This is a genomic window from Piscinibacter sp. PDB1-1, assembly GCF_056675995.1.
Genome location: NZ_JBWVZJ010000001.1, coordinates 2181851 through 2203923, shown reverse-complemented (window position 1 = coordinate 2203923; position 22073 = coordinate 2181851). Strand labels below are relative to the sequence as shown.

Annotated in this window: 19 protein-coding genes; 7 read left to right on the top strand and 12 right to left on the bottom strand. The window is 67.8% G+C overall.

Going from position 1 to position 22073, the window contains the following annotated elements; genetic code table 11:
* Positions 1-6: 6 nt before the first annotated feature.
* From AC1KAR_RS10185 to AC1KAR_RS10165, 5 genes are all read right to left on the bottom strand, one after another.
* Positions 7-1047: a hemin-degrading factor gene (locus tag AC1KAR_RS10185; protein ID WP_480317079.1), complete on the bottom strand. Its 1041-nt coding sequence runs from the start codon at positions 1045-1047 to the stop codon at positions 7-9.
* Positions 1048-1087: 40 nt separating this feature from the next.
* Entirely contained in the window at positions 1088-2359 is a 1272-nt protein-coding gene (locus tag AC1KAR_RS10180; protein WP_480317077.1) for an HmuY family protein, read from the bottom strand.
* Positions 2360-2416: 57 nt separating this feature from the next.
* Entirely contained in the window at positions 2417-4306 is a 1890-nt protein-coding gene (locus AC1KAR_RS10175) for a TonB-dependent receptor plug domain-containing protein (protein WP_480317075.1), read from the bottom strand.
* 254 nt (positions 4307-4560) lie between these two features.
* Positions 4561-5394, bottom strand: coding sequence for an S-formylglutathione hydrolase (gene fghA, locus AC1KAR_RS10170; RefSeq protein WP_480317073.1), 834 nt, complete (start codon positions 5392-5394; stop codon positions 4561-4563).
* Between the two features lie 146 nt (positions 5395-5540).
* Entirely contained in the window at positions 5541-6647 is a 1107-nt protein-coding gene (locus tag AC1KAR_RS10165; protein ID WP_480317071.1) for an S-(hydroxymethyl)glutathione dehydrogenase/class III alcohol dehydrogenase, read from the bottom strand.
* A gap of 78 nt (positions 6648-6725) precedes the next feature.
* Here AC1KAR_RS10165 and AC1KAR_RS10160 point away from each other — a divergent pair, with 78 nt between their 5' ends.
* The 3 genes from AC1KAR_RS10160 (at position 6726) to gshA (ending at position 9447) form a co-directional block, all read left to right on the top strand.
* Positions 6726-7403, top strand: coding sequence for a dienelactone hydrolase family protein (locus tag AC1KAR_RS10160; RefSeq protein ID WP_480317069.1), 678 nt, complete (start codon positions 6726-6728; stop codon positions 7401-7403).
* A gap of 62 nt (positions 7404-7465) precedes the next feature.
* Positions 7466-7792, top strand: coding sequence for a DUF2322 family protein (locus tag AC1KAR_RS10155; RefSeq protein ID WP_480317067.1), 327 nt, complete (start codon positions 7466-7468; stop codon positions 7790-7792).
* 128 nt (positions 7793-7920) lie between these two features.
* On the top strand, positions 7921-9447 hold the full coding sequence (gene gshA, locus AC1KAR_RS10150; RefSeq protein WP_480317065.1) for a glutamate--cysteine ligase: 1527 nt from the start codon (positions 7921-7923) through the stop codon (positions 9445-9447).
* A 36-nt stretch (positions 9448-9483) separates the two neighbouring features.
* Here gshA and AC1KAR_RS10145 read toward each other — a convergent pair whose 3' ends face one another.
* The gene (locus AC1KAR_RS10145) at positions 9484-10071 is read right to left on the bottom strand and encodes a GAF domain-containing protein (RefSeq protein ID WP_480317063.1); all 588 of its coding nucleotides are present in this window, start codon (positions 10069-10071) and stop codon (positions 9484-9486) included.
* Between the two features lie 181 nt (positions 10072-10252).
* Here AC1KAR_RS10145 and AC1KAR_RS10140 point away from each other — a divergent pair, with 181 nt between their 5' ends.
* The gene (locus tag AC1KAR_RS10140) at positions 10253-10918 is read left to right on the top strand and encodes a hypothetical protein (protein WP_480317061.1); all 666 of its coding nucleotides are present in this window, start codon (positions 10253-10255) and stop codon (positions 10916-10918) included.
* A 92-nt stretch (positions 10919-11010) separates the two neighbouring features.
* Positions 11011-11517: a hypothetical protein gene (locus AC1KAR_RS10135; RefSeq protein WP_480317059.1), complete on the top strand. Its 507-nt coding sequence runs from the start codon at positions 11011-11013 to the stop codon at positions 11515-11517.
* A 22-nt stretch (positions 11518-11539) separates the two neighbouring features.
* On the opposite strand, the gene AC1KAR_RS10130 is transcribed toward AC1KAR_RS10135, so the two are convergent.
* The gene (locus AC1KAR_RS10130) at positions 11540-11695 is read right to left on the bottom strand and encodes a DUF3096 domain-containing protein (RefSeq protein ID WP_480317057.1); all 156 of its coding nucleotides are present in this window, start codon (positions 11693-11695) and stop codon (positions 11540-11542) included.
* A 108-nt stretch (positions 11696-11803) separates the two neighbouring features.
* A complete protein-coding gene (locus tag AC1KAR_RS10125; protein ID WP_480317055.1) occupies positions 11804-13246 on the bottom strand; it encodes a carotenoid oxygenase family protein in 1443 nt (480 codons plus the stop codon).
* Positions 13247-13523: 277 nt separating this feature from the next.
* Between AC1KAR_RS10125 and AC1KAR_RS10120 the strand changes: the two genes are divergently transcribed.
* Positions 13524-13724, top strand: a complete 201-nt coding sequence (locus AC1KAR_RS10120; RefSeq protein ID WP_480317053.1) for a CsbD family protein — start codon at positions 13524-13526, stop codon at positions 13722-13724.
* A gap of 66 nt (positions 13725-13790) precedes the next feature.
* Here AC1KAR_RS10120 and AC1KAR_RS10115 read toward each other — a convergent pair whose 3' ends face one another.
* On the bottom strand, positions 13791-15167 hold the full coding sequence (locus AC1KAR_RS10115) for a chloride channel protein (protein WP_480317833.1): 1377 nt from the start codon (positions 15165-15167) through the stop codon (positions 13791-13793).
* A 171-nt stretch (positions 15168-15338) separates the two neighbouring features.
* Positions 15339-16730 (bottom strand): MFS transporter, encoded by a 1392-nt coding sequence (locus tag AC1KAR_RS10110; RefSeq protein ID WP_480317051.1) that lies wholly within the window; start codon positions 16728-16730, stop codon positions 15339-15341.
* 404 nt (positions 16731-17134) lie between these two features.
* Here AC1KAR_RS10110 and AC1KAR_RS10105 point away from each other — a divergent pair, with 404 nt between their 5' ends.
* A complete protein-coding gene (locus AC1KAR_RS10105; RefSeq protein WP_480317049.1) occupies positions 17135-18007 on the top strand; it encodes a DUF2272 domain-containing protein in 873 nt (290 codons plus the stop codon).
* A gap of 104 nt (positions 18008-18111) precedes the next feature.
* Here the strand turns inward: AC1KAR_RS10105 and gyrB are convergent, their stop codons facing one another.
* Together gyrB and dnaN are read right to left on the bottom strand one after the other, a co-directional pair.
* Complete coding sequence (gene gyrB / locus AC1KAR_RS10100; protein WP_480317047.1) at positions 18112-20622, bottom strand: DNA topoisomerase (ATP-hydrolyzing) subunit B; 2511 nt, start codon at positions 20620-20622, stop codon at positions 18112-18114.
* Positions 20623-20730: 108 nt separating this feature from the next.
* Positions 20731-21852 (bottom strand): DNA polymerase III subunit beta, encoded by a 1122-nt coding sequence (gene dnaN, locus AC1KAR_RS10095; RefSeq protein WP_480317045.1) that lies wholly within the window; start codon positions 21850-21852, stop codon positions 20731-20733.
* Between the last annotated feature and the right edge of the window lie 221 nt (positions 21853-22073).

The window sequence follows — 22073 nt, the reverse complement described above, 5'->3', positions numbered from 1 at the left end:
CGCTCCTCACGCCGCCAGCGGCTCGGCGCAGCGGCTCACCAGCAGCTCGCGCCAGGCGGCGAGCTCTGCCTTGCCGGGCTTGCGCTCGCCGAAGAACTGCACGATCAGCTCGCCGCTTTCGGAGAAGGCTTCGAGCGAGGTGACCCAGCCGTCGTCGCGGGTCGGCTTGTTGACGATCCAGGCCGAGGCGATGGCGGTTGTGTCGAGGTGCAGGTTGAACTTGGGGTCGAGCACGTTGAACCAGGGGCCGGTGCGCACCAGCTTCTTCACCGGGCCGCTGTGGATCTGCACGATGCCGCGGTTGGCGACGAAGCACATGATGGGCGTGGCCTGCTCGGCCACGGCCTCGAGCACGGACTCGACCGTCTCGGCCGACACCTGCTGCGCGAGGTCGGCGCCGGCGGCACGCAGCGCGCCGGTACGCGAGAGCTTGAACTTGCGCAGCATGCCGTGGAACTCGTGCGTGTCTTCCAGCGCGAGCCAGGCGGCGCGCAGCGCGGCCGGGTCGGCAGCGTCGCGCGCCTCGTCGGCTTCGGCCACCGCCTCAATCACCGGCTGCGGCGTGCCCGCCTGCGCGAAGCGCGCGACCAGCGCATCCCAGGCCAGCGCATCGGTGGCTTCGGTGCGGTAGATCTTGTGCACCGCCACGCCGGCCTTGTCGAAGAACTGCAGGCTGCTGCGGCCGTTCTCCGTCACGGCGTAGCCGAACTTCCAGGCCGAGAAGAAGAGGCGCAGGTCGATATCCGGACCGAGCACCAGGCCCACCGGCCCCTCGGCCTGGATGTTCTCGTAGACGCCGTGGCGCTCGTGCACGCACCAGGCGTTGCGCGACAAGGCCATCACCTCGCCCAGCGTGCCCACCTCGCGCAGCACAGCCTGGAAAGGCGCGGCCAGCGGGGTGGCGCTGAGACCGCATTGCGCGGCCACCAGCTCGGCTTCGGAGACGCCCAGACGCGCAGCGCGGTCACGGATGCGCAGCTTGGGTTCGGCTGCGGCGAGCGCATCGTGGCGCGCGCGCAGGGCTTCGGGGGTGGAAGGGTGGGTCATGGTGTGGCCTGCCGAAAGAGGTTCAGGAAAGGAGGGGATGTCACTGGCGCGGCTGCACCTGGAACTGCAGCACCCAGGTCTGCGCGCTGGTGGCGACGTTCGGGTCGGCATAGGTGATCGACTGCACGCGCATGCGGGCGTAGCTGTTGCCCGTGCCCGAGCGCACCAGCGTCGCATTGGCGTCGTTGGCCTTGATCAGGTGGGCCACGGCGGGCAGGCCGGCGGCTTGCGCAGCGGCGGCGGTCGGGTGGTAGGTGAACCAGCCGTAGTCGAGCGGGTTCGGGTAGGTGCCGCGGTAGGTGGGCGACAGCGGCGAGGTCGTCGCATCACGCACCCACGACTGCACGCGCGCCGGCACGGCGATGTCGGCAGCCGTCAGGTCGGCGAGCGTATCGGCCACGTTGGTCGTGGCGGTGAGCTTGGCCACCACCGGCGCGCCATCGGTGCCATAGAAGCCGGCTGGCGTCTTGCCGACGAAGCCGCCCACCGTGCCGCTGCCCGATTCGCCGCCGTTCAGGCGCACGCTGTAGCGGTTGAAGGCGATGTGCCAGGAGCCGGTCGAGGCGACTTCGGCGCGGTTGATCAGGTCGTAGTAGACCCAACCGGTGCTCGCATTGACCTGCGCGGTGTAAACCGTGCCGGGGTTGGCGCGGTCGACGAAGCGGAAAGCGGGGTAGCCGGAGGTCGTGCCGCCCGTGCCGCCGTAGTAGCCGGTCATCTGCAGCGCGAACACCGGCGCGCCGATGGTGCCGGTGTTGCTGACCGCGGCGGTGTTGGCGGTGACCAGGAAGACACGGAAGTTCGGGTACAGCAAATGGTCGCCGGCCACACCGTACTCGAAGGCGGCGGCCTGGATCGAGTTGGCGCCGGTGAAGACGCTGCTCGACGAATCGACCAGCCAGGCCTGCGAGGGCAGCGCGCCACCGGCGGGGTCCGTGGTGGCGTTGAGCCAGGTCTGCAGCTGGGCCCAGGTGTAGTTGAACGGGCCGCCGGCGGCCGCGCCGGTGCCGGTGCCGCTGGTGCCGCCGTTGGTCCACAGCGAGGCGGTCATGCCGCTGCTCTTGAGCTTCACGTCCCAGGTGGTGCCGGTGCAGTCGGCCGTCTGCGCGGCGCCGTCGAAGTCGTAGCAGACCGACTGGCCCGAGGCTGGCAGCGTGACCGTCCAGGTGGCGCTCTGCGTGAACTGGCTGGTCGGTGCCGGTGCGGGCGCGGGGGCCGCGGGTGCGTCATCGCCACCACCGCCGCAGGCGGTCAGCAGGGTCGTCGCGATCATCAGGCTGCTCAGCGCGGCCAGGCGGGTCGTGTTGCTCATGGTGTGGTTCTCCGGGAGTGATGCAAGTGAGAGGTCTGGGTTGAGAGCGGGTGCAACTCAGGGGCGGGCAAAGTCGTAGCTCAGTGACAGCGAGACATAGCGGCCGACGATGGGGCCGAAGTCCTGCCCGGTGCTGAAGTCGCGCTGCTGGTTGGTGGCGTTGGCCACGCCGAACGTCATGCGCAGGCCAGGGGTGAGGGTCTGCTGCAGATAGAGGTCGAGCACCGCGTAGCCAGGCGAGCGCACCTGGGTCGCGCTGTCGACGAGTTCGCTTCCCTGGTAGCGCGCACGCAGCGTGAAGCGCGTGGTGTCGAGCGGATCCCAGTCGAGGCCGATGCGGCCCTGGTGGGCGGGGCGGCGCGTGAGCTCGCTGTCGGTGTCGAGATCGCGCGTGCGCATGTAGGTGTAGCTGCCGCTGAGTGCGAGGCTGGGCGCCACGCGCCAGCGCAGGCCGGTCTCCACGCCGGCGATGCGTGCGCGCGCCACATTGCGGTAGGTGTAGCGCGCCACGCCGTTGACCACGGTGTAGTTCGTCAGGTCGGTCTGGATCAGATCGCGCACGTCGTTGACGAAGCCGTTGATCTCGAACGACAGCCCGCTGCCCTGCGCAAAGCTCGCGCCGAGCTGGGTGCTTACCGAGGTCTCGGGCTGCAGATCAGGGTTGCCGATCACCATGTAGCCGAGCGAGCTGTGGTCGAAGAGGTAGTAGCGCTCTTTGAGGTTGGGCACGCGGTAGCCCTGGCCCACGCTCGCGCGCAGCAGGTTCTTCCAGCCGTCGGCGGCCGGCAGCGGCGAGAGCAAGCTCAGCTTGCCGGCGGTGTGCTGGCCGAAGTCGCTGTCGTTTTGCGTGCGCACGCCGCCCACCAGCTCGAAGCCGCTGTCGAACACGATGTCGTCCTGCGCGTAGAACTCCAGGCTGGTGCGCTCGGCATTGCCGCCGGCGATCTCGCTCACGCCGTTGCTCTGCTGGGCCAGCGTGTCGCGCCGCGCATCCATGCCGAGCTGCCACAGCTGTGCGCCCCAGGCCGGCAAATCGACCTGCGCCGAGAGCTGCGAGAGCCCCATCTGCGCCGCGCGCGTGGCGACCAGCGCGTTGCTCGCGTATTCCTCGGTGTTGGTGTCGTACTGCTCGTCGAGCAGCTTCACTTCGCCGCGCAGGCCCTTGGCCGGGCCATCCGCCAGGCCGCCGCGCGCCCCGGCCACCACGCGGTTGCGCGTGATCGCCTCCGGCTTGCTTCGCTGCAATACGTTGGGCGGCACGTACTGCTCGTAGCGCTGTTCGTCGCCTTCGAGGTAGCGGCTGCCTTCGATCCACAGCGCCGAGCCGGGCTGCGGCAGCCAGCTCGCACGCGCTCCCAGCTGGCGGCGGCGCGAGGCATCGCCTTCGCGGGCCCAGCCCGAGGGATCGACGGCAAAACCCTTGTCGTCGACCACGTCGCCGCTCAGGCCCAGGCGCCAGGTCTCGCCGCCGCCTTCGAGGCGGAACTGCCCGGCCGAGCGGCCGGGGCCACCCGAGACGTTCTGCGAGCCATAGCTGCCCACCTCGCCCGAGACACTGGCCGAGAGGCCCGGCCCCGCACGCCGCGTGATCACGTTGACCACGCCCCCCATCGCCGCACTGCCGTACAGCGCCGAGGAGGCGCCCTTCACCACCTCGACACGCTCCACGTCGCCGATCAGGTACTGGCTCAGGTCCACGGTGGAGCCGGTGCTGGCCGAGATCGGCATGCCGTCGATCAGAACCAGCACCTGGTCGGCCGTCATGCCCTGCAGCGACATCTCGTAGCCCGACTTGCCGTGCACCTCGCGCAGCTGCAGGCCAGGGATGTTCTCCAGCGCCTGCTTCAGCGTGCGCGCGCCGGTGCGCTGGATCTCCTCTCGGGTGACGACCTCGGTGCGAACCGGGGCGTCATCGACGGGTTTCTCGGTGCGGGTGGCGGTGACCACGACAGGCGCCAGGGTCGGCTCCGCGGCACGCGCGTTCCACCCGAGAGAACACAGCAGCGGCACGAGGACGCTGCCGGCCAGCCAACGTTGGCGGCAGATGACAGCAAGAGGCGACAGCGGAACACCCGGGGAACGAGGCACGACGACAGATCTGGTAACAAAAGGCACCAGATATTAATGCGAATCGTTCTCGTTTGTGCTTCCGTTTGTGCGATTAGTGGACCAATGAGTCGTGCAGTTTTTAACGGTCGTGGCTAGCGGGCGTGGTGCGCGATGTGGTCCGCCATGAAGCTGCTGATGAAGTAGTACCCATGGTCGTAGCCCGCGTGCCGCCGCAGCGTGAGCGACTGCCCGGCGGCACGGCAGGCGGCCTCGAAGAGATCGGGTTTCAACTGCTCGGCCAGGAATTTGTCGGCCAGGCCCTGGTCGACGAGCAGCGGCGGCAGGCGGCCGCCGGCCTTCACCAGCTCGGTGGCGTCGTGCTGCGCCCAGGCGGCGCGGTCGGCGCCCAGGTAGCCGCCGAAGGCCTTCTCACCCCACGGGCAGTGCATGGGTGCGGCGATGGGTGCGAAGGCCGAGACGCTCTGGTACAGGCCTGGATGGCGCAGCGCCAGCGTCAGTGCGCCGTGCCCGCCCATCGAGTGACCGAAGATCCCAACGCGGTCGGCGCGCGCCGCGAAGGTCGCCAGCACCAGCGCGCGCAGCTCCTGCGTGATGTAGCTCTCCATGCGCCAGTGGCGTGCCCAGGGCGCCTGCGTCGCATCGACGTAAAAGCCGGCGCCGTGGCCGAAATCCCAGGCCGCGTCGGCGCCCTCGACCCCGGTGCCGCGCGGGCTGGTGTCGGGGCTGACGAGCATCAGCCCGTGCTCGGCCGCATGCCGCTGCGCGCCGGCCTTGATGGCGAAGGTCTCCTCGGTGCAGGTGAGCCCGGCCAGGTAGAACAACACCGGCACCGGGCCGGCCTTGGCCTGCGGCGGCACGAACACGCCGAACTTCATCGGCAGGCCGATGGTGTCGGCATCGTGCTGGTAGAAGCCTTGCACGCCGCCGAAGCAGGCGTGTTCGGAGAGGGTGGTGAGAGTGGGCATGGGTCTTGATGCAAGGTTCGAGCGGCAATGCCCGCTCAGCCTGAGGTATCGAAGGCCCGCGTTGACCGTGCCGGGCTTCGATACCTCAGCCTGAGCGGACTGTGGTTCCCGACGGCTGAGTCGCGGGGGCAGTGGGCCGGTTCAATTCAATACACCACCACCGACCGGATCGACTCCCCCGACTTCATCAACTCGAAGCCCTTGTTGATGTCTTCCAGCTTCAGCCGGTGCGTGATGAGTTCGTCGATGCGGATCTTGCCGTCCATGTACCAGTCGACGATCTTGGGAACGTCGGTGCGGCCGCGCGCACCGCCGAAGGCCGAGCCCTCCCACTTGCGCCCGGTCACGAGCTGGAACGGCCGCGTGCTGATCTCCGCGCCCGCCTCGGCCACGCCGATGATGATGCTGCGGCCCCAGCCCTTGTGCGTGCACTCCAGCGCCTGGCGCATCAGCTTGGTGTTGCCCACGCATTCGAAGCTGTAGTCGGCGCCGCCGTCGGTGAGCTGCACGATGGCGTCGACCACGTTCTCGGTCGTCTTGGGGTTGATGAAGTGCGTCATGCCGAAGCTGCGCGCCATGGCCTCGCGCTCGGGGTTGAGGTCGACGCCGATGATCTTGTCGGCACCCACCATCTTCGCGCCCTGGATCACGTTGAGGCCGATGCCCCCGAGCCCGAACACCACCACGTTGGCGCCCGCCTCCACCTGCGCGGTGAAGAGCACCGCGCCCACGCCGGTCGTCACGCCGCAGCCGATGTAGCAGGCGGTCTCGAACGGGGCATCCTTTCGGATCTTGGCCACCGCGATCTCCGGCACCACGATGTGGTTGCTGAAGGTGCTGGTGCCCATGTAGTGCAGCAGCGGCTTTCCATTGAGCGAGAAGCGCGAGGTGGCATCGGGCATCAGGCCCTTGCCCTGCGTGCCGCGGATCAGCTGGCACAGGTTGGTCTTGCGCGAAAGGCAGAACTTGCACTGTCGGCACTCGGGCGTGTAGAGCGGGATGACGTGGTCGTCCTTTTTGAGCGAGGTCACGCCCGGCCCTACGTCGACCACCACACCCGCACCCTCGTGGCCCAGGATGGCCGGGAACAGGCCCTCGGGGTCGGCGCCCGAGAGCGTGTAGTAGTCGGTGTGGCAGATGCCGCTGGCCTTGACTTCAATCAGCACCTCGCCGGCCTTCGGGCCCTCGAGGTCGACAGTTTCGATCGTCAGCGGTTGGCCGGCCTTCCAGGCGACGGCAGCGCGGGTCTTCATGGGTGCCTCGAGCAGAGTGGATGCGAGGCCACTATATTGCTGCACCTTCCTTTACCCCACGATGTCACAGGAGAGCGCATGGGCACGACACGCGGCAGCATCGACCAGATGACGATGAGCGACGGCGCCACGATCGGCGTGTACCACGCGCAGCCGGTCGGCACGCGCAAGGGCGGCCTGGTGCTGATCCAGGAGATCTTCGGCGTCACCCCGCACATCCAGCAGCAGTGCGACCTGTATGCCGAGCAGGGCTACGAGGTGCTCGCGCCCGCCCTGTTCGACCGCGAAGCGCCCGGCCTGCAACTGGGCCGCACGCCCGAAGACATGCAGCAGGCCATCCGACTCGCCCGCGAACTGCACCCCTTCGAGACCTCGCTCGCCGACACGCAGGCCTGCATCGACGCCCTCAAGGGCCACGGCCCGGTGTACCTCACCGGCTATTGCTACGGCGGCAGCGTGACCTGGGCCGTGGCCTGCCGCAGCCCCGACCTGGCCGCGGCGTCGGGCTACTACGGCAGCCTGATCCCGAACATGGTGAACCGCGAGCCCCGCTGCCCGACCATCCTGCACTTCGGGCGGCTCGACCAGAGCATCCCGATGGACGCGGTCGAGAAGGTGCAGGCCGCGCACCCGCAGGTGCAGGTGTTCGTCTACGAAGCCGGCCACGGCTTCAACGGCGACGGAGCGCACCACGATGACGGGGCGGCCCAGCGCGCCTGGGAGCGCACGCTGGCGCACTTCCAGTCGAACGGCTGAGGCCCGTGCCGCCGCAGGCTCGTCGAACCTTCATTCCCTTCACAGAACTTTCGCACCGCACCATGGCTTTCGCCGACAACCTCAAGCAACTCCCGCCCATCACCCACCTCGCCGGCCTGGAGCTGCTCGATGAACAAGGCCGGGTCGTCGCCACGCTGATGAACCAGCCCGGCTCGGCCGGCTCGGTGGCCGTGTATGCCGACCTGGCCCAGCGCCACGGCGGCGCGATCACCGTGCAGGCCGCGCACGAGGGGCTCGTGACCTACGGCGAACACACCGCCGATGCCCGCGCGCACCCCGGCAAGCACCCCAACATCGACCGGCTGATTGCACTCGTGGAAGCCGGCGGCCGTTACACCGTTCGCGCGCTGCCGGCCACGGCAAGCTGAGACAAGACAACACCACAAGCCGCGGCGGCGCCTGCCACAAACCGGAGCAACCTTACGCCGCGCACCCCGCGCCGGCCTCTGGTACTTTGCGCACGCATTCCGACCGCAGCCCCCGAGGAGACAACCGCATGAGCGATATGCAAGACCGCCTGCGCGCCCTCTCGCCCGGCGCGCTGAAAGGCATGCGCCGTGGCATCGAGAAGGAAAGCCTGCGCGCGCAGCCCAACGGCGCCCTCGCGCTCACGCCGCACCCGGTGGCGCTGGGTTCGGCGCTCACGCACCCGCACATCACCACCGACTTCAGCGAGTCGCAGCTCGAGCTCGTCACGCGGGTGCACGCGAGCATCGAGGCCTGCCTGGCCGAGCTCACGCAGATCCACCAGGCCGCGTACCACGCGCTGGGCGACATCGGCGACGAGATGCTGTGGGTGTCGAGCATGCCCTGCGAGCTGCCCATCGACGAGACCATCCCGCTCGGGCGCTACGGCACGTCGAACGTGGGCCGCGCCAAGAGCGTGTACCGCATGGGCCTGGGCCACCGCTACGGCCGGCGCATGCAGACGATCTCGGGCATCCACTACAACTGGTCGCTGCCGAGCGTGACGGACGAGCAGTACTTCGCGCTGATCCGCAACTTCCGCCGCCATTCCTTCTTGCTGCTGTACCTGTTCGGCGCCTCGCCGGCGGTCGGCAAGAGCTTTGTCGAAGGCCGCACGCACGAGTTGCAGACGCTGGAGGCCCACACGCTGTACATGCCGCACGGCACCTCGCTGCGCATGGGGCGGCTGGGTTACCAGAGCGACGCGCAGGCCACGCTGGCGGTCAGCTACAACAGCCTGGCCAGCTACGGCGCCTCGTTGCAGGACGCCCTCACCCAGCCCTACCCCGCCTACGCTCGCGTGGGCGTGCACAACCCCGGTGGCGAGTACAACCAGCTCGCCACCACCCTGCTGCAGATCGAGAACGAGTTCTACGGGACCATCCGCCCCAAGCGCGTGATCTTCCCGGGCGAGCGGCCATTGCATGCACTGCGCGAGCGCGGTGTCGAGTACGTCGAGGTGAGGTTGATGGACCTCAACCCCTTCGTGCCCATCGGCATCACCGCCGAGACCACGCGCTTTCTCGACATCTTCCTGCTGCACTGCCTGCTCACCGACAGCCCGCCCGACACGCCGGACGAGATCGCCGCGCTCGGGCGCAACCAGCACCGCACGGCCGCCCGCGGGCGCGAGCCCGGCCTGCGGCTGGAGCGCGGCACGCACGAGCCGACGCTGGCCGAATGGGGCCTGCAGATCGTCGACGAATGCGCGCCCATCGCCGCCGCACTCGATGACGCGCTGGGCGGGCGCCACCACCAGCGTGCGCTCGACGCGGCCCGTGCCGCGCTGGCCGATGCCACGCTCACGCCATCGGCCCGCGTGCTGGCCGCCATGGCGCAGGATTTCGGCAACGCCTTCCAGCAGTTCACGGTGGCGCAGAGCCTGCAGACGCAAGCCCACCTGCTGGCCCTGCCCCACGGCAGCGAGGTGCAGGCGAGCTTTCGCGAAATGGCGCAGGCCTCGATCGACGAGCAGGCCGCCATCGAACGCAGCGATTCGCTCCCGTTCGAAAATTACCGCCAGGAGTACCTCTCGCCAAAGCGCCTGGGCATGTGAGCTCGCACCGCGCCTGACGGACGACCCGAGCCCCGCTCAGCCTGGCTGATCGTCGGGCGTGGTGTGCAGGCTGATCACGCGCATGGCCAGTCGGGCCGCCTCGGCCTCGCGACGGCGGCGGCGCACACGGCGCAACGAGATGGCGTCGGCGAAGCGGCGCATCAGCTGCATTTCCTTGGCGGTCCACTCGCGCGGTGCGCCCATCTGTTCGCAGCAATAGACGGCCCAGATGATGCCGTTGGCGCCGATCGTCACGGCCAGCAGCCCGCGCACATCATTCGGCGCGAGGTAGTTGCCGCGCACACAGGCGAGTTCGGGGTCGACGAGCGCATCGGTGGTGGCGTACAAGCCCTTTTGCAGGAGCACGGCGAACGATTCGTCGAGCTCCTTGCCCTGAAGCCACACGGTGTCGCGCAACGCGGTTTGCGTGTCGCCGTCGTAGGCAGCGAGGCGCCACAGGCTGCGCTCCTTGGCCGCGGGGTCGTCCATCCAGACCGTCACCCGCGAACACGCCATCGCCGCCTGGATGAACGTGGTCATGGCCACGGCGGCGTCCTGCAAGCTGATCGCGTCGGCGTCGAGCTGCGTTCCGATTCGCACCAGCAGATCGTTGAAGGCCTTCATGGCAGCGTGGGGGTGGAGTGGTCGGCGACGTGCGTGCGAGCGTAGCGCCAGACCGGCCGGCTTGGCGAGCAGGATTTGCACAATCCGGAAAACCCGTGCTTTCTGGGCACACATCGTCACGCTGCCCTGGCACGCATTGCGCTTCAATGGCGGCATGGTGCGGGTGACTGTCTGGTTCGGGGTGACTGCAGGTTGGCTGGCAGGCACGGCGGGTGCGGCCGACCTCACGCCGCTCGAAACGCGCTGGCTGCAGCTGGCCTGGCCCGCGGTCGAATACGCCCGCGCCCAGGGCCTGCCGCTCGACATCGTCGTGCAGCCGCAGCCCACCCCGGGGTACGCGCCGCTCGCGATGGCGTATGTCGATGGCCGCTGCAAGCTGGTGCTGTCGATGCGCGGCAACGCGGCCGCACAGACCTCGCTCGACGAGATCCCCGCCGGCCTGCACACCCCGCTGGTGGAGGCCATGGCCGCGCACGAGCTGGGCCACTGCTGGCGCTATGTGCGCGGTGCATGGCACACCGTGCCGGGCGCTTTCAGCGCTGCCGCGCCCGCAGCCGCCGAACCGGGCGACCGCCAGACCGCCGAGATGCAACAGACACGCCGCGAAGAGGGCTATGCCGACCTGGTCGGGCTGGCCTGGGTGGCGCGCCATCACGCGCCGCACTACGCCGACGTTCACCGCTGGCTGCTGGCCTACCGCCACGAGCCCGACCACCCCGGCAGCCACCACGACACCGAGGCCTGGCTGCGCCTGGCGCCTACGGCCCAGGCCTTCGCGCCCGAGGCCAGCCTGTTCGACCAGGCCTGGCCCTTGTGGCAGCAGGGCTTGGCCACGCCGACACCGTAGGCCGATCCCCACACGCGCTTGCGGGCCCGTCCGAGAGACGGCGCCACACCGCCTGCGCCACCATGGCCCTGACCCCGTTTCAGGAGCCTGCCATGCAAGTCCAACCGCACCCCGAGACACTCGGTGCCTTCTCGCCCGTGAACCATGTGGTGATGTCCTTTCCGACCGCGCAGGACATGGACGCCGCCGCCGCCGCCCTCGCCCGCGACGGCTGGGACGACGACGAACTCACGCGCTACACGCCCGACCAGATGAAGGCGCAGGCCGAGCACGACATCGCGCACGCCAACCCGCTGGCCAACCTCGGCCAGGAGATCAACCTGGTGCGCGCGCACCGCGACCTGGCCGAACGCGGCTACAGCTTTCTGATCGTGGCGGCCGACAACACCGAGCGCGCACAGAAGGCCGCCGAGATCGGCGAGCGATTCAAGGCCGAGCGCGCCCAGCGCTACGGCAACTTCGTGATCGAAGAACTCATCGAATCCCACGAAGACGAGAAGCAGGTCTTCGAGTCACCCGCGCGCGGGCTCGATGCGCAGACCCCTTCCGGCGAAGAGACGCAGCGCGCCGAGGCGCCACGGGGCCCCGCCACACGCTAGCGCCATGGCTGGGTTCGCCGCCTCAGTGAATGCGCAGCGAACCCAGCCCGAAGAGCCCGATCACGCCGACCGCGATGAGATAGAACGCCACGATGTAGTTGAGCAGCTTGGGCATCAACAGAATGAGGATGCCGGCGAGCAAGGAGATGAGGGGACCGAGGCTCAGATGGATGTTCATGTTGGGTGAGTGTGTGGAGCGTGAAGAGGGTGGCGAGGAGAACGCGGCATCCTACCCACGCCTCGCCGCCACTCGCTCCCACCTCTCACCCACGTGCTGCTCGCCCATTCACGCCGATGCCGACACCCAGTTGCCATGGAAGCCGGCCGGCACGCGGTGCGACAGATGCACTTGGGCGATCGGGCCGCGCGCCACGTCGCCTGCATCGAGCACCACCAGGTCGCTGCGCTGTCGGCTCGCGCGGAAGACCACGGTGAGCAGCCAGCCGTCGCCCTCGGGTGCATCGGCACTGCGCGGCACGAACACAGGTTCGCTGCAGTAGTCGCCCGCCTCCGGTTGCCACATCGCGAAGCGGCCCGTCTGCAGGTCCATGTGCCCGATGCTCGTGCGGCCGCTGCCGTCGTCGCTGCCCGGGCGCGGCGAGCCCACCACGAAGTAGCCGTGGCGGTGCTCACGCATCGTGCGGCGCTCGTCGATGCGCGGGAACTCCATCATCTGATCGCTCAGGCGCTGCTCCGTGTAGCGTGCAGGCTCGCCTTCATCCGTGCCGGCGTTGAGGTCGAGCGTCCAGCGCACCAGCCGCGCGCCGCGCTGCGTGGGCTGCGTCGGCTTGCCCTCCACGCCAGGAAAGCCAGGGGGCGCTTCGTACTGCAGCATGTCGCAGACGATCTTCCCGTCGGGTGTGTCGTAGGCGTTGAGCGGGTGATAGACATAGCTCGAATCGCCGCGGAACCAGCGCACGTCCTTGGCCGAACCGTTGCGCGGCATGACCGCCACCCAGTTGCCGAGTTCGGGCTCCCAGGCCCAGGCCGGGCGGCCGCGCTGCGCGCGCTCCATCGACGCGGTGAGCGGCATCACCGGCAGCACGATGTAGCGCTCGGTCGGGCAGAAGTCATGCAGCATGGCGGCGTAAGGCGCCACCAGGTGCTCGCTGCGCTGCAGTTGACCGTCGGCGCCGATCAGGTGCACGCGCAGGTCGGGCGAGCCGAAGCCGGCCGTCATGTAGCCGAAGGCCACCATCTCGCCCGTCACCGGGTCGACCTTCGGGTGCGCGGTGAACGGCCCCACCAGATCGCCGCCGTAGGTGTGGTCGCCCTTGGCGGCGAGGCTGCCGGGTTCTACCTCGAAGGGCGGATGCGCTTCTTCGAGCGCCAGCAGGCGGCCAGCGTGGAACACGATATTGGTATTGGCCACGGTGGAGCGCATCTCAACGATGCGCGGGTCGTCCAGCGGCGAAGGCGCGAGGCCGCCCGACGAGAGGCCTTGGCCCTCGGCATGCTCCAGCGCCCACTTGGGCGTGCGCACGTAGCGGTTGCGGTAGCTCGCCTGACCGTTGGCGAGCGTGAATCCGTGCAGCATGCCGTCGCCGGCGAACCAGTCGTAGCGGCCGCGCGGTGCGAACTGCGGGTTGGGGCCGTTGCGGTACAGCGTGCCCTTGAGCCCCGGCGGCAGCTCGCCGGTGATCGGCAGGTGCTGGGCATCGGCCTCCAGGTGCAGCGGGGCAAAGTAACCATTGAGCATCGGCTCGTCGACGGGGAAGGGGTGGGCCATGGCGGGTCTCCGGGCTGGGTTGAGTGGCTGGGCGCTTGACTGCCGTGGAGAGCATGGTGCGCGGCGCGGTGCATGCGCGGAAGACCCTTGCGACGAAGTGCCCGCCAGCCGCCGCCAAAGCGGCGCGATCCGGCGCCGCCTGTAGGCAAGGTCCGACCCGAATGCGCTCCCTGGTCCCTCTTTCAACACGAGGGACCAGGCCTAAGCTAGGTCACTCGGTGAGACGGTTTGCTTCAAGCAACTGCCTCGTTCATCAACCCGACTGAAGGAGCATTCCATGAACAAGGACCAAGTGAAGGGCGCTGCAAAAGACGCCGCTGGCAAGGTGCAACGCAAGACCGGTGAAGTGATCGGCAGCGAAGAGCAGCAAGCCAAGGGCCTGGCCCGCCAGGCCGAAGGCAAGGCTCAGAAGAGCTATGGCGACGCCAAGGAGTTCGTCAAGGACGCCGTGAAGGACAACGAGCGTCGCATGCCGTAAAGGCTCGCCCTTTCACGCACGCACAGGGCCCCTCGCGGGGCCCTTTTCCATGGCGCGCCAGTCAGGTCAGGACGCCTTGCCCGCTGGCGGTTCGTCGGCCCTTAGCTGCGCATCCTGCGCGGCAGGCGGCGGTTCCGCAGGTGGCGCAGGTGACGCAGGTGCCGGAATGCGCTTGAGCTGCGCATGCGCCAGCGCGCTGTACAGCGGCGCACTGATCCAGCGCGAGATCAGGCTCGCCCCGACCGCCGCGGCCATCAGGCTGAGCACCATGGCGTGGCCGTCGACCATCTCCATCACGATGATGAAGGCGGTGATCGGCGCTTGCGTCACGGCGGCCAGGAAGGCCGTCATGCCGAGCGCGATGAGCGCGGCGGAGCTGATCTCCCAGCCTGTGATCAGGGCCACGTCGTCACCGATGCCCGCGCCGATCGCAAGCGACGGCGCAAAGATGCCGCCCGGCACGCCCGACCACACAGCAAGCCAGGTGGCCACGAGGCGCAGCGTCACGTAGAGCAGCGGCATGTCGGTGTGGCCTTCGAGCAGGCCGCGCGTGTAGTCGTAGCCGCTGCCGAAGGTGCTGCCACCGCTCACCCAGCCCACCAGCGCGATCACGAAGCCGCAGGCCGCAGCGAACGCCACCGGCCGCGCCGCACGCCAGCGGCTGAAGCGGTCGCGCCCGCCCACGATCGAGACATACAGCAGCCGCGAGAACACCCCGCCCAGCAGGCCGCAGAACACCACCACCAGCAGCGCGGGCCACACGAAACCGGGCGGCAACGAGCCCACGCGGATCACGCCGAAGTAGGTGGCGTTGCCGAAGAACGAGATGGCGATCAGGCCCGCCAGCACGATGGCCGACACGATCAGGCCGCTGTTGCGCTGCTCCAGCTTGCGGCTGAGCTCCTCGATCGCGAACATCACGCCGGCCAGCGGCGCATTGAACGCCGCCGCGATGCCCGCCGCGCCGCCGGCGATCAACAGCCCGTGCGGCGTGATCGACGCGCCCTTGGGCAGCCAGCGCTGTGCATGCAGCATCACGCCGGCGGCGATCTGCACCGAAGGGCCCTCGCGCCCGATGGCCAGGCCGCCGAGCAGGCCGCCGGTGGTCAGGCCGATCTTGGCGAGCGAGAGGCGCAGTGAGACGAAGAGCGGGCGGTGCTTCTCGGCGCTGTCGAGCGCCGCCATCACCTGCGGGATGCCCGAGCCCGACGCCCCCGGCGCATAGCGCTGCGTCAGCCACACCAGGCCCGCGGCACACAGCGGCGTCCAGATGAAGGGCAGCAAGGGGTGGACCCCTCGTATCCAGTCGAACCCACGCAAGGCGTGCTCGCTCAGCCAGGTGAACGCCACCACCGCCAGGCCGGCGAGCACCGCGAACACCATCACCACCAATCGAGAACGCCACTTGCGCCAGTCGGTGAGATCGCCGCGCATCTCGGCCATCACATCGGGCTGGCGCACGTGGTGAGCGTGGCTGTCGTGGGCGTGGCCCTCGTGCGTGTGGGGGCCCTGCGCGGGGTGATCTTTGGCGTCGCTCATCGGTGGTTCGGCAGCGTCGGGGGAGATGAGCAAATGTAGGCGCGTCGAGCGCTCGCGGCGCAACGCGCCTGAAGATCAGCCCCCCACGTGCGCGAGATCCACGTCGCGCGTCTCGCGGATCGCCAGCAGCGCACCCAGCGTGAGCAGCCCGTTGGCGGCCAGGTACAGGCCCACGCCCCACAGGCCGTAGGTCTTGTTCAACTCGATCGCCACCAGCGTGGGCACCGAGGCCCCCACGATCGCGCCGAAGTTATAGGCGAGCGATGCGCCCGAGTAGCGCACCTCGGTCGGGAAGAGTTCGGGCAGCAAGGCGGCCATCGGGCCGAAGGTGAAGCCCATCAGCGCCAGGCCGACGATCACGAACCACAGCACCGTCCAGGCGCCGGCATTCGCGAGGAACGCCGACATGCCCAGGCCGAACAGCATGATCGCAATCGTCACCACGACCAGGAAATTGCGCCGGCCGTAGCGGTCGGCCAGCACACCGCCCAGGCTGGTGAACACCCCAAAGACGATCGCCCCGATCAGCAAGATGCCGGTGAACGTGTTGGCCGGGATGCCCAGGCCCTGTGGGTGGCCGGCGGGCGACATCGCCACCGGGCTCTTCGAGTACACCTGCACGAACGCCGTCATCAGGTAGAAGAGCACGTAGGTGGTGGTCATGATCAGCGTGCCCTGCAACACCTTCATGCCGTAGCGGCTGAGCACCGTGCTCACCGGCGCGTGCACCTTCTTGCCGGCTTTCTCGGCCTCACGGAACACGGCGCTCTCGTGCAGGTTCAAGCGCACGTAGAGCCCCACGCCCACCAGCACGATCGACAGCAGGAAGGGAATGCGCCAGCCCCACGCCACCATCGCCTCGGGCCCGAGGGAGTAGCTCACCAGAAAGAACGCCGCATTGGCCGCGAACAAGCCGATCGGCGCGCCCAGTTGCGGGAAGCTGCCGAACCAGCCGCGCTTGCCCTCGGGCGCGTTCTCGGTGGCCACCAGCGCCGCCCCGCCCCATTCGCCGCCGAGCCCGATGCCCTGGCCGATGCGGAACACGCACAGCAGCACCGGCGCCCACAGGCCGATGCTCTCGTAGCCCGGCAGCAGGCCGATGGCGATGGTGGAGATGCCCATCGTCAGCAGCGAAGCCACCAGAGTGCCCTTGCGCCCGATGCGGTCACCGAAGTGGCCAAACAGCGCCGAGCCGATCGGTCGCGCCAGAAAGGCCAGCGCCAAGGTCGACAGCGACAGCAGCACACCGGCCGAGGGGTCGGCCTTCGGAAAGAACTGCGTGTTGAACACCAGCACCGCGGCGGCCGCATAGATGTAGTAGTCGTAGAACTCGATCGCGGTGCCGATCAGCGAGGCAATTGCCACCTGGCGCGGCGAGTTGCGCGGCGGCAGGTGGGCGGTGGCGTGCGCGTCGCCCGGGTGGGCAGCGTGGGTCCCCGCGGCAGGCAGGGTCGAAGTGGTTGGCATGAGAGGCTACCTTTCAGGCGCGCTGCCATGCGGCGGCAGCCTGCGGGCGCAGGCCGACGCGGCACAGCGGCACGACGTCAGTACAGACAGGTCAGAACAGACACCGCCCGAAGAGACAGGGGTCCGAAGAGACGGATCAGACGGAACCGATTGGGACAGGAAGCCCGGTCTCCCGCAGCCGTGGGCGTGACGGGATGAGGGGCATTCTTGAACCGCCGTGAAGTGCGAAGTCAGGGGCTGCCGGGGCTGTTGGCCCGCATAGCCAGCACATCGGGCGCCGCAGGGAGTGGGGGCGCCGCGTCACGGATGCGCCCATTGTCTGGCGCACGACCGTTCTGCGCCCGCACAGGGTCTCTGTGCGCATTGCGCGCAGCACGGGGGTTTGAATGCACACTCCGCGGGCGATGAGCCCCACCCCCACGCGCGCCTCACCCCTCGCCTGGCTGACTCGCACGGCCCTGGCGTTGGCCGGCGGCGCGCTCGCGGCCTGCGCCGGCCTCCCGCCCCGCACACCCGATGTCGTACGCGCCCCCACCGTCGTCAAGCCGGCGCAGATCGACCGCCTCGTGGCCGGCACCACAGCCGAGTGGGTACGCTGGGGCCGCAAGCTCGCCCGCATCGACAACGGGCCGGTCGCCTGCCTGGTGCAGGCCGACGGCAGTTGCGTCGAGGTTCAAGACGGCTGTGGTGATGAGCAGACCGCCGCCCTCTGCCCCATCGTCCATGCCTACTGGCAAGCCGTGCCACCGAACCGGTCTCGTCACTCGTGCGGGATGACCGACGTGTGTACCGCGCAATGGCCGGCGGGTGACACGCGCACCCCCGAAAACACCCGCCCCTGGTCGGCCGTGTTCGTGAGCAAGATGCTCATCGACGCCGGGTTCTCCAACACCGAGTTCCGCCCATCGATGTCGCACGCCGGGTACATCGTGCCCGCACGCCGCGGGTACACCACCGCGTTCGAGGTCGTGCCCACGCCCGCCACGGCAGAGGCCGCCGACCTCATATGCGCCACCCGCAGCGGCTACGCGCTCACCCCCGAGCAACTCGACCAGATCCAGGACGGCGACAACGCCCCACCCCTGCACTGCGACATCGTCGTCGCCGTGAACGCGACTGCCAAGACGCTCCACGCCATCGGCGGCAACGTCAACCAGACCGTGGCACGCAGCGAAGTGGCGCTCGACGCCCAGGGGCGGCTGCCGTTCGACTCCGCATCCGCCCGGCCCTGGATTCTGGTCATGCGGGCCAGACGGGCGGGGGCGCAGGCGCTATGACATTCCTCTCGCCAACCCTGGGCAGTCGCACAAACCAAAGCCATCCGGTCGCAGCGCTGTCGCGCCACCTGCAATGACTTTGGTACCCCCCGGCACGCAACACGCTACACGTCGATATTCGACGCCCGCAGCGCGTTGGCCTCGATGAAATCGCGGCGCGGTTCCACCTCATCGCCCATGAGCATGGTGAACACGCGGTCTGCTTCGATCGCGTCGTCGATCTGCACTCTGAGCAGGCGGCGCACGTTCGGGTCCATCGTCGTTTCCCAGAGCTGCTCGGGGTTCATCTCGCCCAGGCCCTTGTAGCGTTGGCGGCCCACAGCCGACTCGGCTTGCTGGAGCAACCAGGCCATGGCCTGGCGGAAGTCGCCGACCTTGGCTTCCTTTTGCTTCTCGCCTTCGCCGCGCTTGACGACGGCCTCGCTGCTCACCAGTCCCTTGAAGGTGACACCGGCCGTGCTGAGCGCCTCGTAGTCGGCGCCGTGCACGAAGTCGGCGCTGATCACGCTGCTCTTCACGTTGCCGTGGTGCATGCGGCTGATGCGCAGGATGTGCTTGTCGGTGCGCGCATCGAACTCGGCCGTGACTTCGGCGTCGTGCAATGCCGCCTTGAGCGCGGCTGCAGAGGCTTCGGCGGCTTCGAGCGTGTCGAGATCGAGTGCGAACCCGTTGGCCATGGCGCGCAGGGCTTCCACGTCCATCCACTTGCTCAGGCGGTCGACCACGTTGTTGGCCAGCACGTACTGGCGGGCCAGGGTGTCGAGCGTCTCGCCCTGTAGCACGGTCCCGCCCACGCCTGTCTCGAGCTTGGCGTCTTTCAGCGCCACCTTGAGCAGATAGGCGTCGAGCTCGTGGCCGTCCTTCAGGTACTGCTCTTCCTTGCCGAGCTTGACCTTGTAGAGCGGCGGCTGCGCGATGTAGATGTGGCCACGTTCGACGATCTCGGGCATCTGCCGGTAGAAGAAGGTCAGCAGCAGGGTGCGGATGTGAGCTCCGTCCACGTCCGCGTCAGTCATGATGATGATGCGGTGGTAGCGCAGCTTGTCGGGGTTGAACTCTTCCTTGCCGATGCTGGTGCCCAGCGCCGTGATCAGCGTGAGAATTTCATTGCTGGTGAGCAGGCGTTCGAAGCGCGCGCGCTCCACGTTCAGGATCTTGCCGCGCAAGGGCAGGATCGCCTGGAACTTGCGGTCGCGGCCCTGCTTGGCGGAACCACCGGCGGAGTCACCCTCCACGATGTAAATCTCGCACAGCGACGGGTCCTTCTCCTGGCAGTCGGCCAGCTTGCCGGGCAGGCCCATGCCGTCGAGCACGCCCTTGCGGCGCGTCATCTCGCGAGCCTTGCGGGCGGCCTCACGGGCGCGGGCAGCCTCGACGATCTTCCCGCAGATGATCTTGGCGTCGTTCGGGTGCTCGAGCAGGAAGTCGGCCAGCGACTTGCTCACCACGTCTTCGACCGGGCCGCGCACTTCGCTCGACACCAGCTTGTCTTTCGTCTGGCTGCTGAACTTGGGCTCGGGCACCTTCACGCTCAGCACGCAGCACAAGCCTTCGCGCATGTCGTCGCCGCTGATCTCGACCTTGGCCTTCTTGGCGAGTTCGTTGTCTTCGATGTACTTGTTGATGACGCGCGTCATCGCCGCGCGCATGCCGGTGAGGTGGGTGCCGCCATCACGCTGCGGGATGTTGTTGGTGAAGCACAGCACCGACTCGCTGTAGCCGTCGTTCCATTGCATCGCCACCTCGGTGGTGATGTTGGTGCCTTGTTCGCTGAGCTTCTCGCCAGTGGCATGAAAGACGGTCGGGTTGAGCACCTTCTTGCCGGTGTTGATGAAGTCGACGAAGCCCTTCACGCCGCCGGCGAAGGCAAAGTTGTCTTCCTTGTTGTTGCGCTCGTCGACCAGGCGGATCTTCACACCGTTGTTGAGGAACGAAAGCTCGCGCAAGCGCTTGGCCAGGATGTCGTAGTGGAAGTCGGCGTTCTGCTGGAAGATCTCTTCGTCCGGCAAGAAATGAACCTCGGTGCCTCGCTTCTCGGTCTCGCCGGTGACGCGCATGGGGCTCACCTCGAAGCCATCGCGCATCTCGAGCAGGCGATCCTGGGGCACGCCCTTGCGGAACTCGATGTGATGCTGCTTGCCGCCTTGGCGCACGGTCAGGCGCAGCCACTTGCTCAGTGCGTTCACGCATGACACGCCCACGCCGTGCAGGCCGCCCGAGACCTTGTAGCTGTTCTGGTTGAACTTGCCCCCGGCATGCAGCTCGGTCAGCGCGATCTCGGCCGCCGAGCGCTTGGGCTCGTGCTTGTCGTCCATCTTCACGCCCGTGGGGATGCCACGGCCGTTGTCGATGACCGAGATGGAGTTGTCGGTGTGGATGGTGACGACGATGTCGTCGCAATGCCCGGCGAGGGCTTCGTCGATGGAGTTGTCGACCACCTCGAAGACCAGGTGGTGCAGGCCAGTCCCGTCGGAGGTGTCACCGATGTACATGCCCGGGCGCTTGCGCACCGCCTCCAGGCCTTCGAGGATCTGGATGCTGCTCTCGTCGTAGCCGCCGCTCTTGCTGGCAGGCTTCTGGGCGGGATCTTCGGGGAGGTTGGTTTTATCGGTCATGGCCGCTTGGGACTCTCTCAACGGGGTTTGCACCCCTCTTTAGAAACGGTGAAGCGGGCCGAAGCCCGCTTGGCAAGTGCCACACGGCCCACGGGCCGCGGCACGGGGTCAGATGCGCATCGGCATGACCACGTACTTGAAGCCGGCCTGCTCGGGCACGGTGATCAAGACGCTGGAGTTGGTGTCTTGCAGCTCGAGCTTGACCATCTCGACGCTCATGTTGGAGAGCACGTCCATCAGGTAGGTCACGTTGAAACCGATCTCGATGGCGTCACCGCCGTAGTCGATCTCGAGTTCTTCCTTCGCTTCTTCCTGCTCGGCATTGCTCGACGCGATGCGCAGCATGCCGGGCTCGATGTTCACGCGAACGCCCTTGAACTTCTCGCTCGTCAGGATGGCCGCACGCTGGAGGCTGGCCAGCAATGCGGCACGGCCCAGCGTCACGCTGTTCTTGTGGTTCTTTGGGATGACGCGGTTGTAGTCGGGGAACTTGCCCTCGACCAGCTTGGTCACGAACTCCATGCCCGAGAAACTGAACTTGGCCTGGTTGCCGGCGAAGCGCATCTCGATCGGGCTGTTGTTGTCCCCATCCTTTTCGTCCTTCAGCAAGCGCTGGAGTTCGAGCACCGTCTTGCGCGGCAGGATGACCTCTTGCTTGGGGATCTCGACATCGAGCGTGGCTTGCGCCAACGCCAGGCGGTGGCCGTCGGTGGCGACGAGCGTGAGGCTCTTGCCTTCGGCCACGAACAGAATGCCGTTAAGGTAGTAGCGGATGTCGTGCACCGCCATCGCGAAGTGCACTTGGTTGATCAGCGCCTTGAGCGTCTTCTGGGGCACACCGAACACCGGGCCGAAGTCGGCCGCTTCTTGCACGAGCGGGAAGTCGTCGCTGGGGAGCGTTTGCAGCGTGAAGCGGCTCTTGCCGCCTTGGAGCGTGAGCTTGCTCTGGTTCGAGCTCAGCGTGACGGTCTGGTCGGCCGGCAATGAACGCAGGATGTCGATCAGCTTGCGGGCACCCACCGTGGTGCTGAAGTTGCTGGCGTCGCCATCGAGCTCGGCCACGGTGCGGACCTGGATCTCGAGGTCGCTGGTCGTGAACTCGATCTGGCCACCCGTCTTGCGGATCAGGACATTGGCCAGGATGGGCAGCGTATGGCGCCGCTCCACGATGCCCGACACGGCTTGCAGAGCACTCAAAACTTTTTCTTGTGCTGCCTTCAAGACAATCATGTGAACCTCTTAATTTAGTCGTCTTAGTAGGGAACGACGTTTTCTGTGGAGAACGCCATTTTCCCCTTTTCTTTCAACCGCTTATCTTGCCGGCAACCCTGTGTGCGAAGCCCTCGAATCCGCGGGACCCACACACAACAACTTGGCACGACCCACGCAGCCTGTGGACAGTTGCCAAGTTGTCATGAAGTTGTCCCCAGGGTTGTGATTTGACAGCTCTG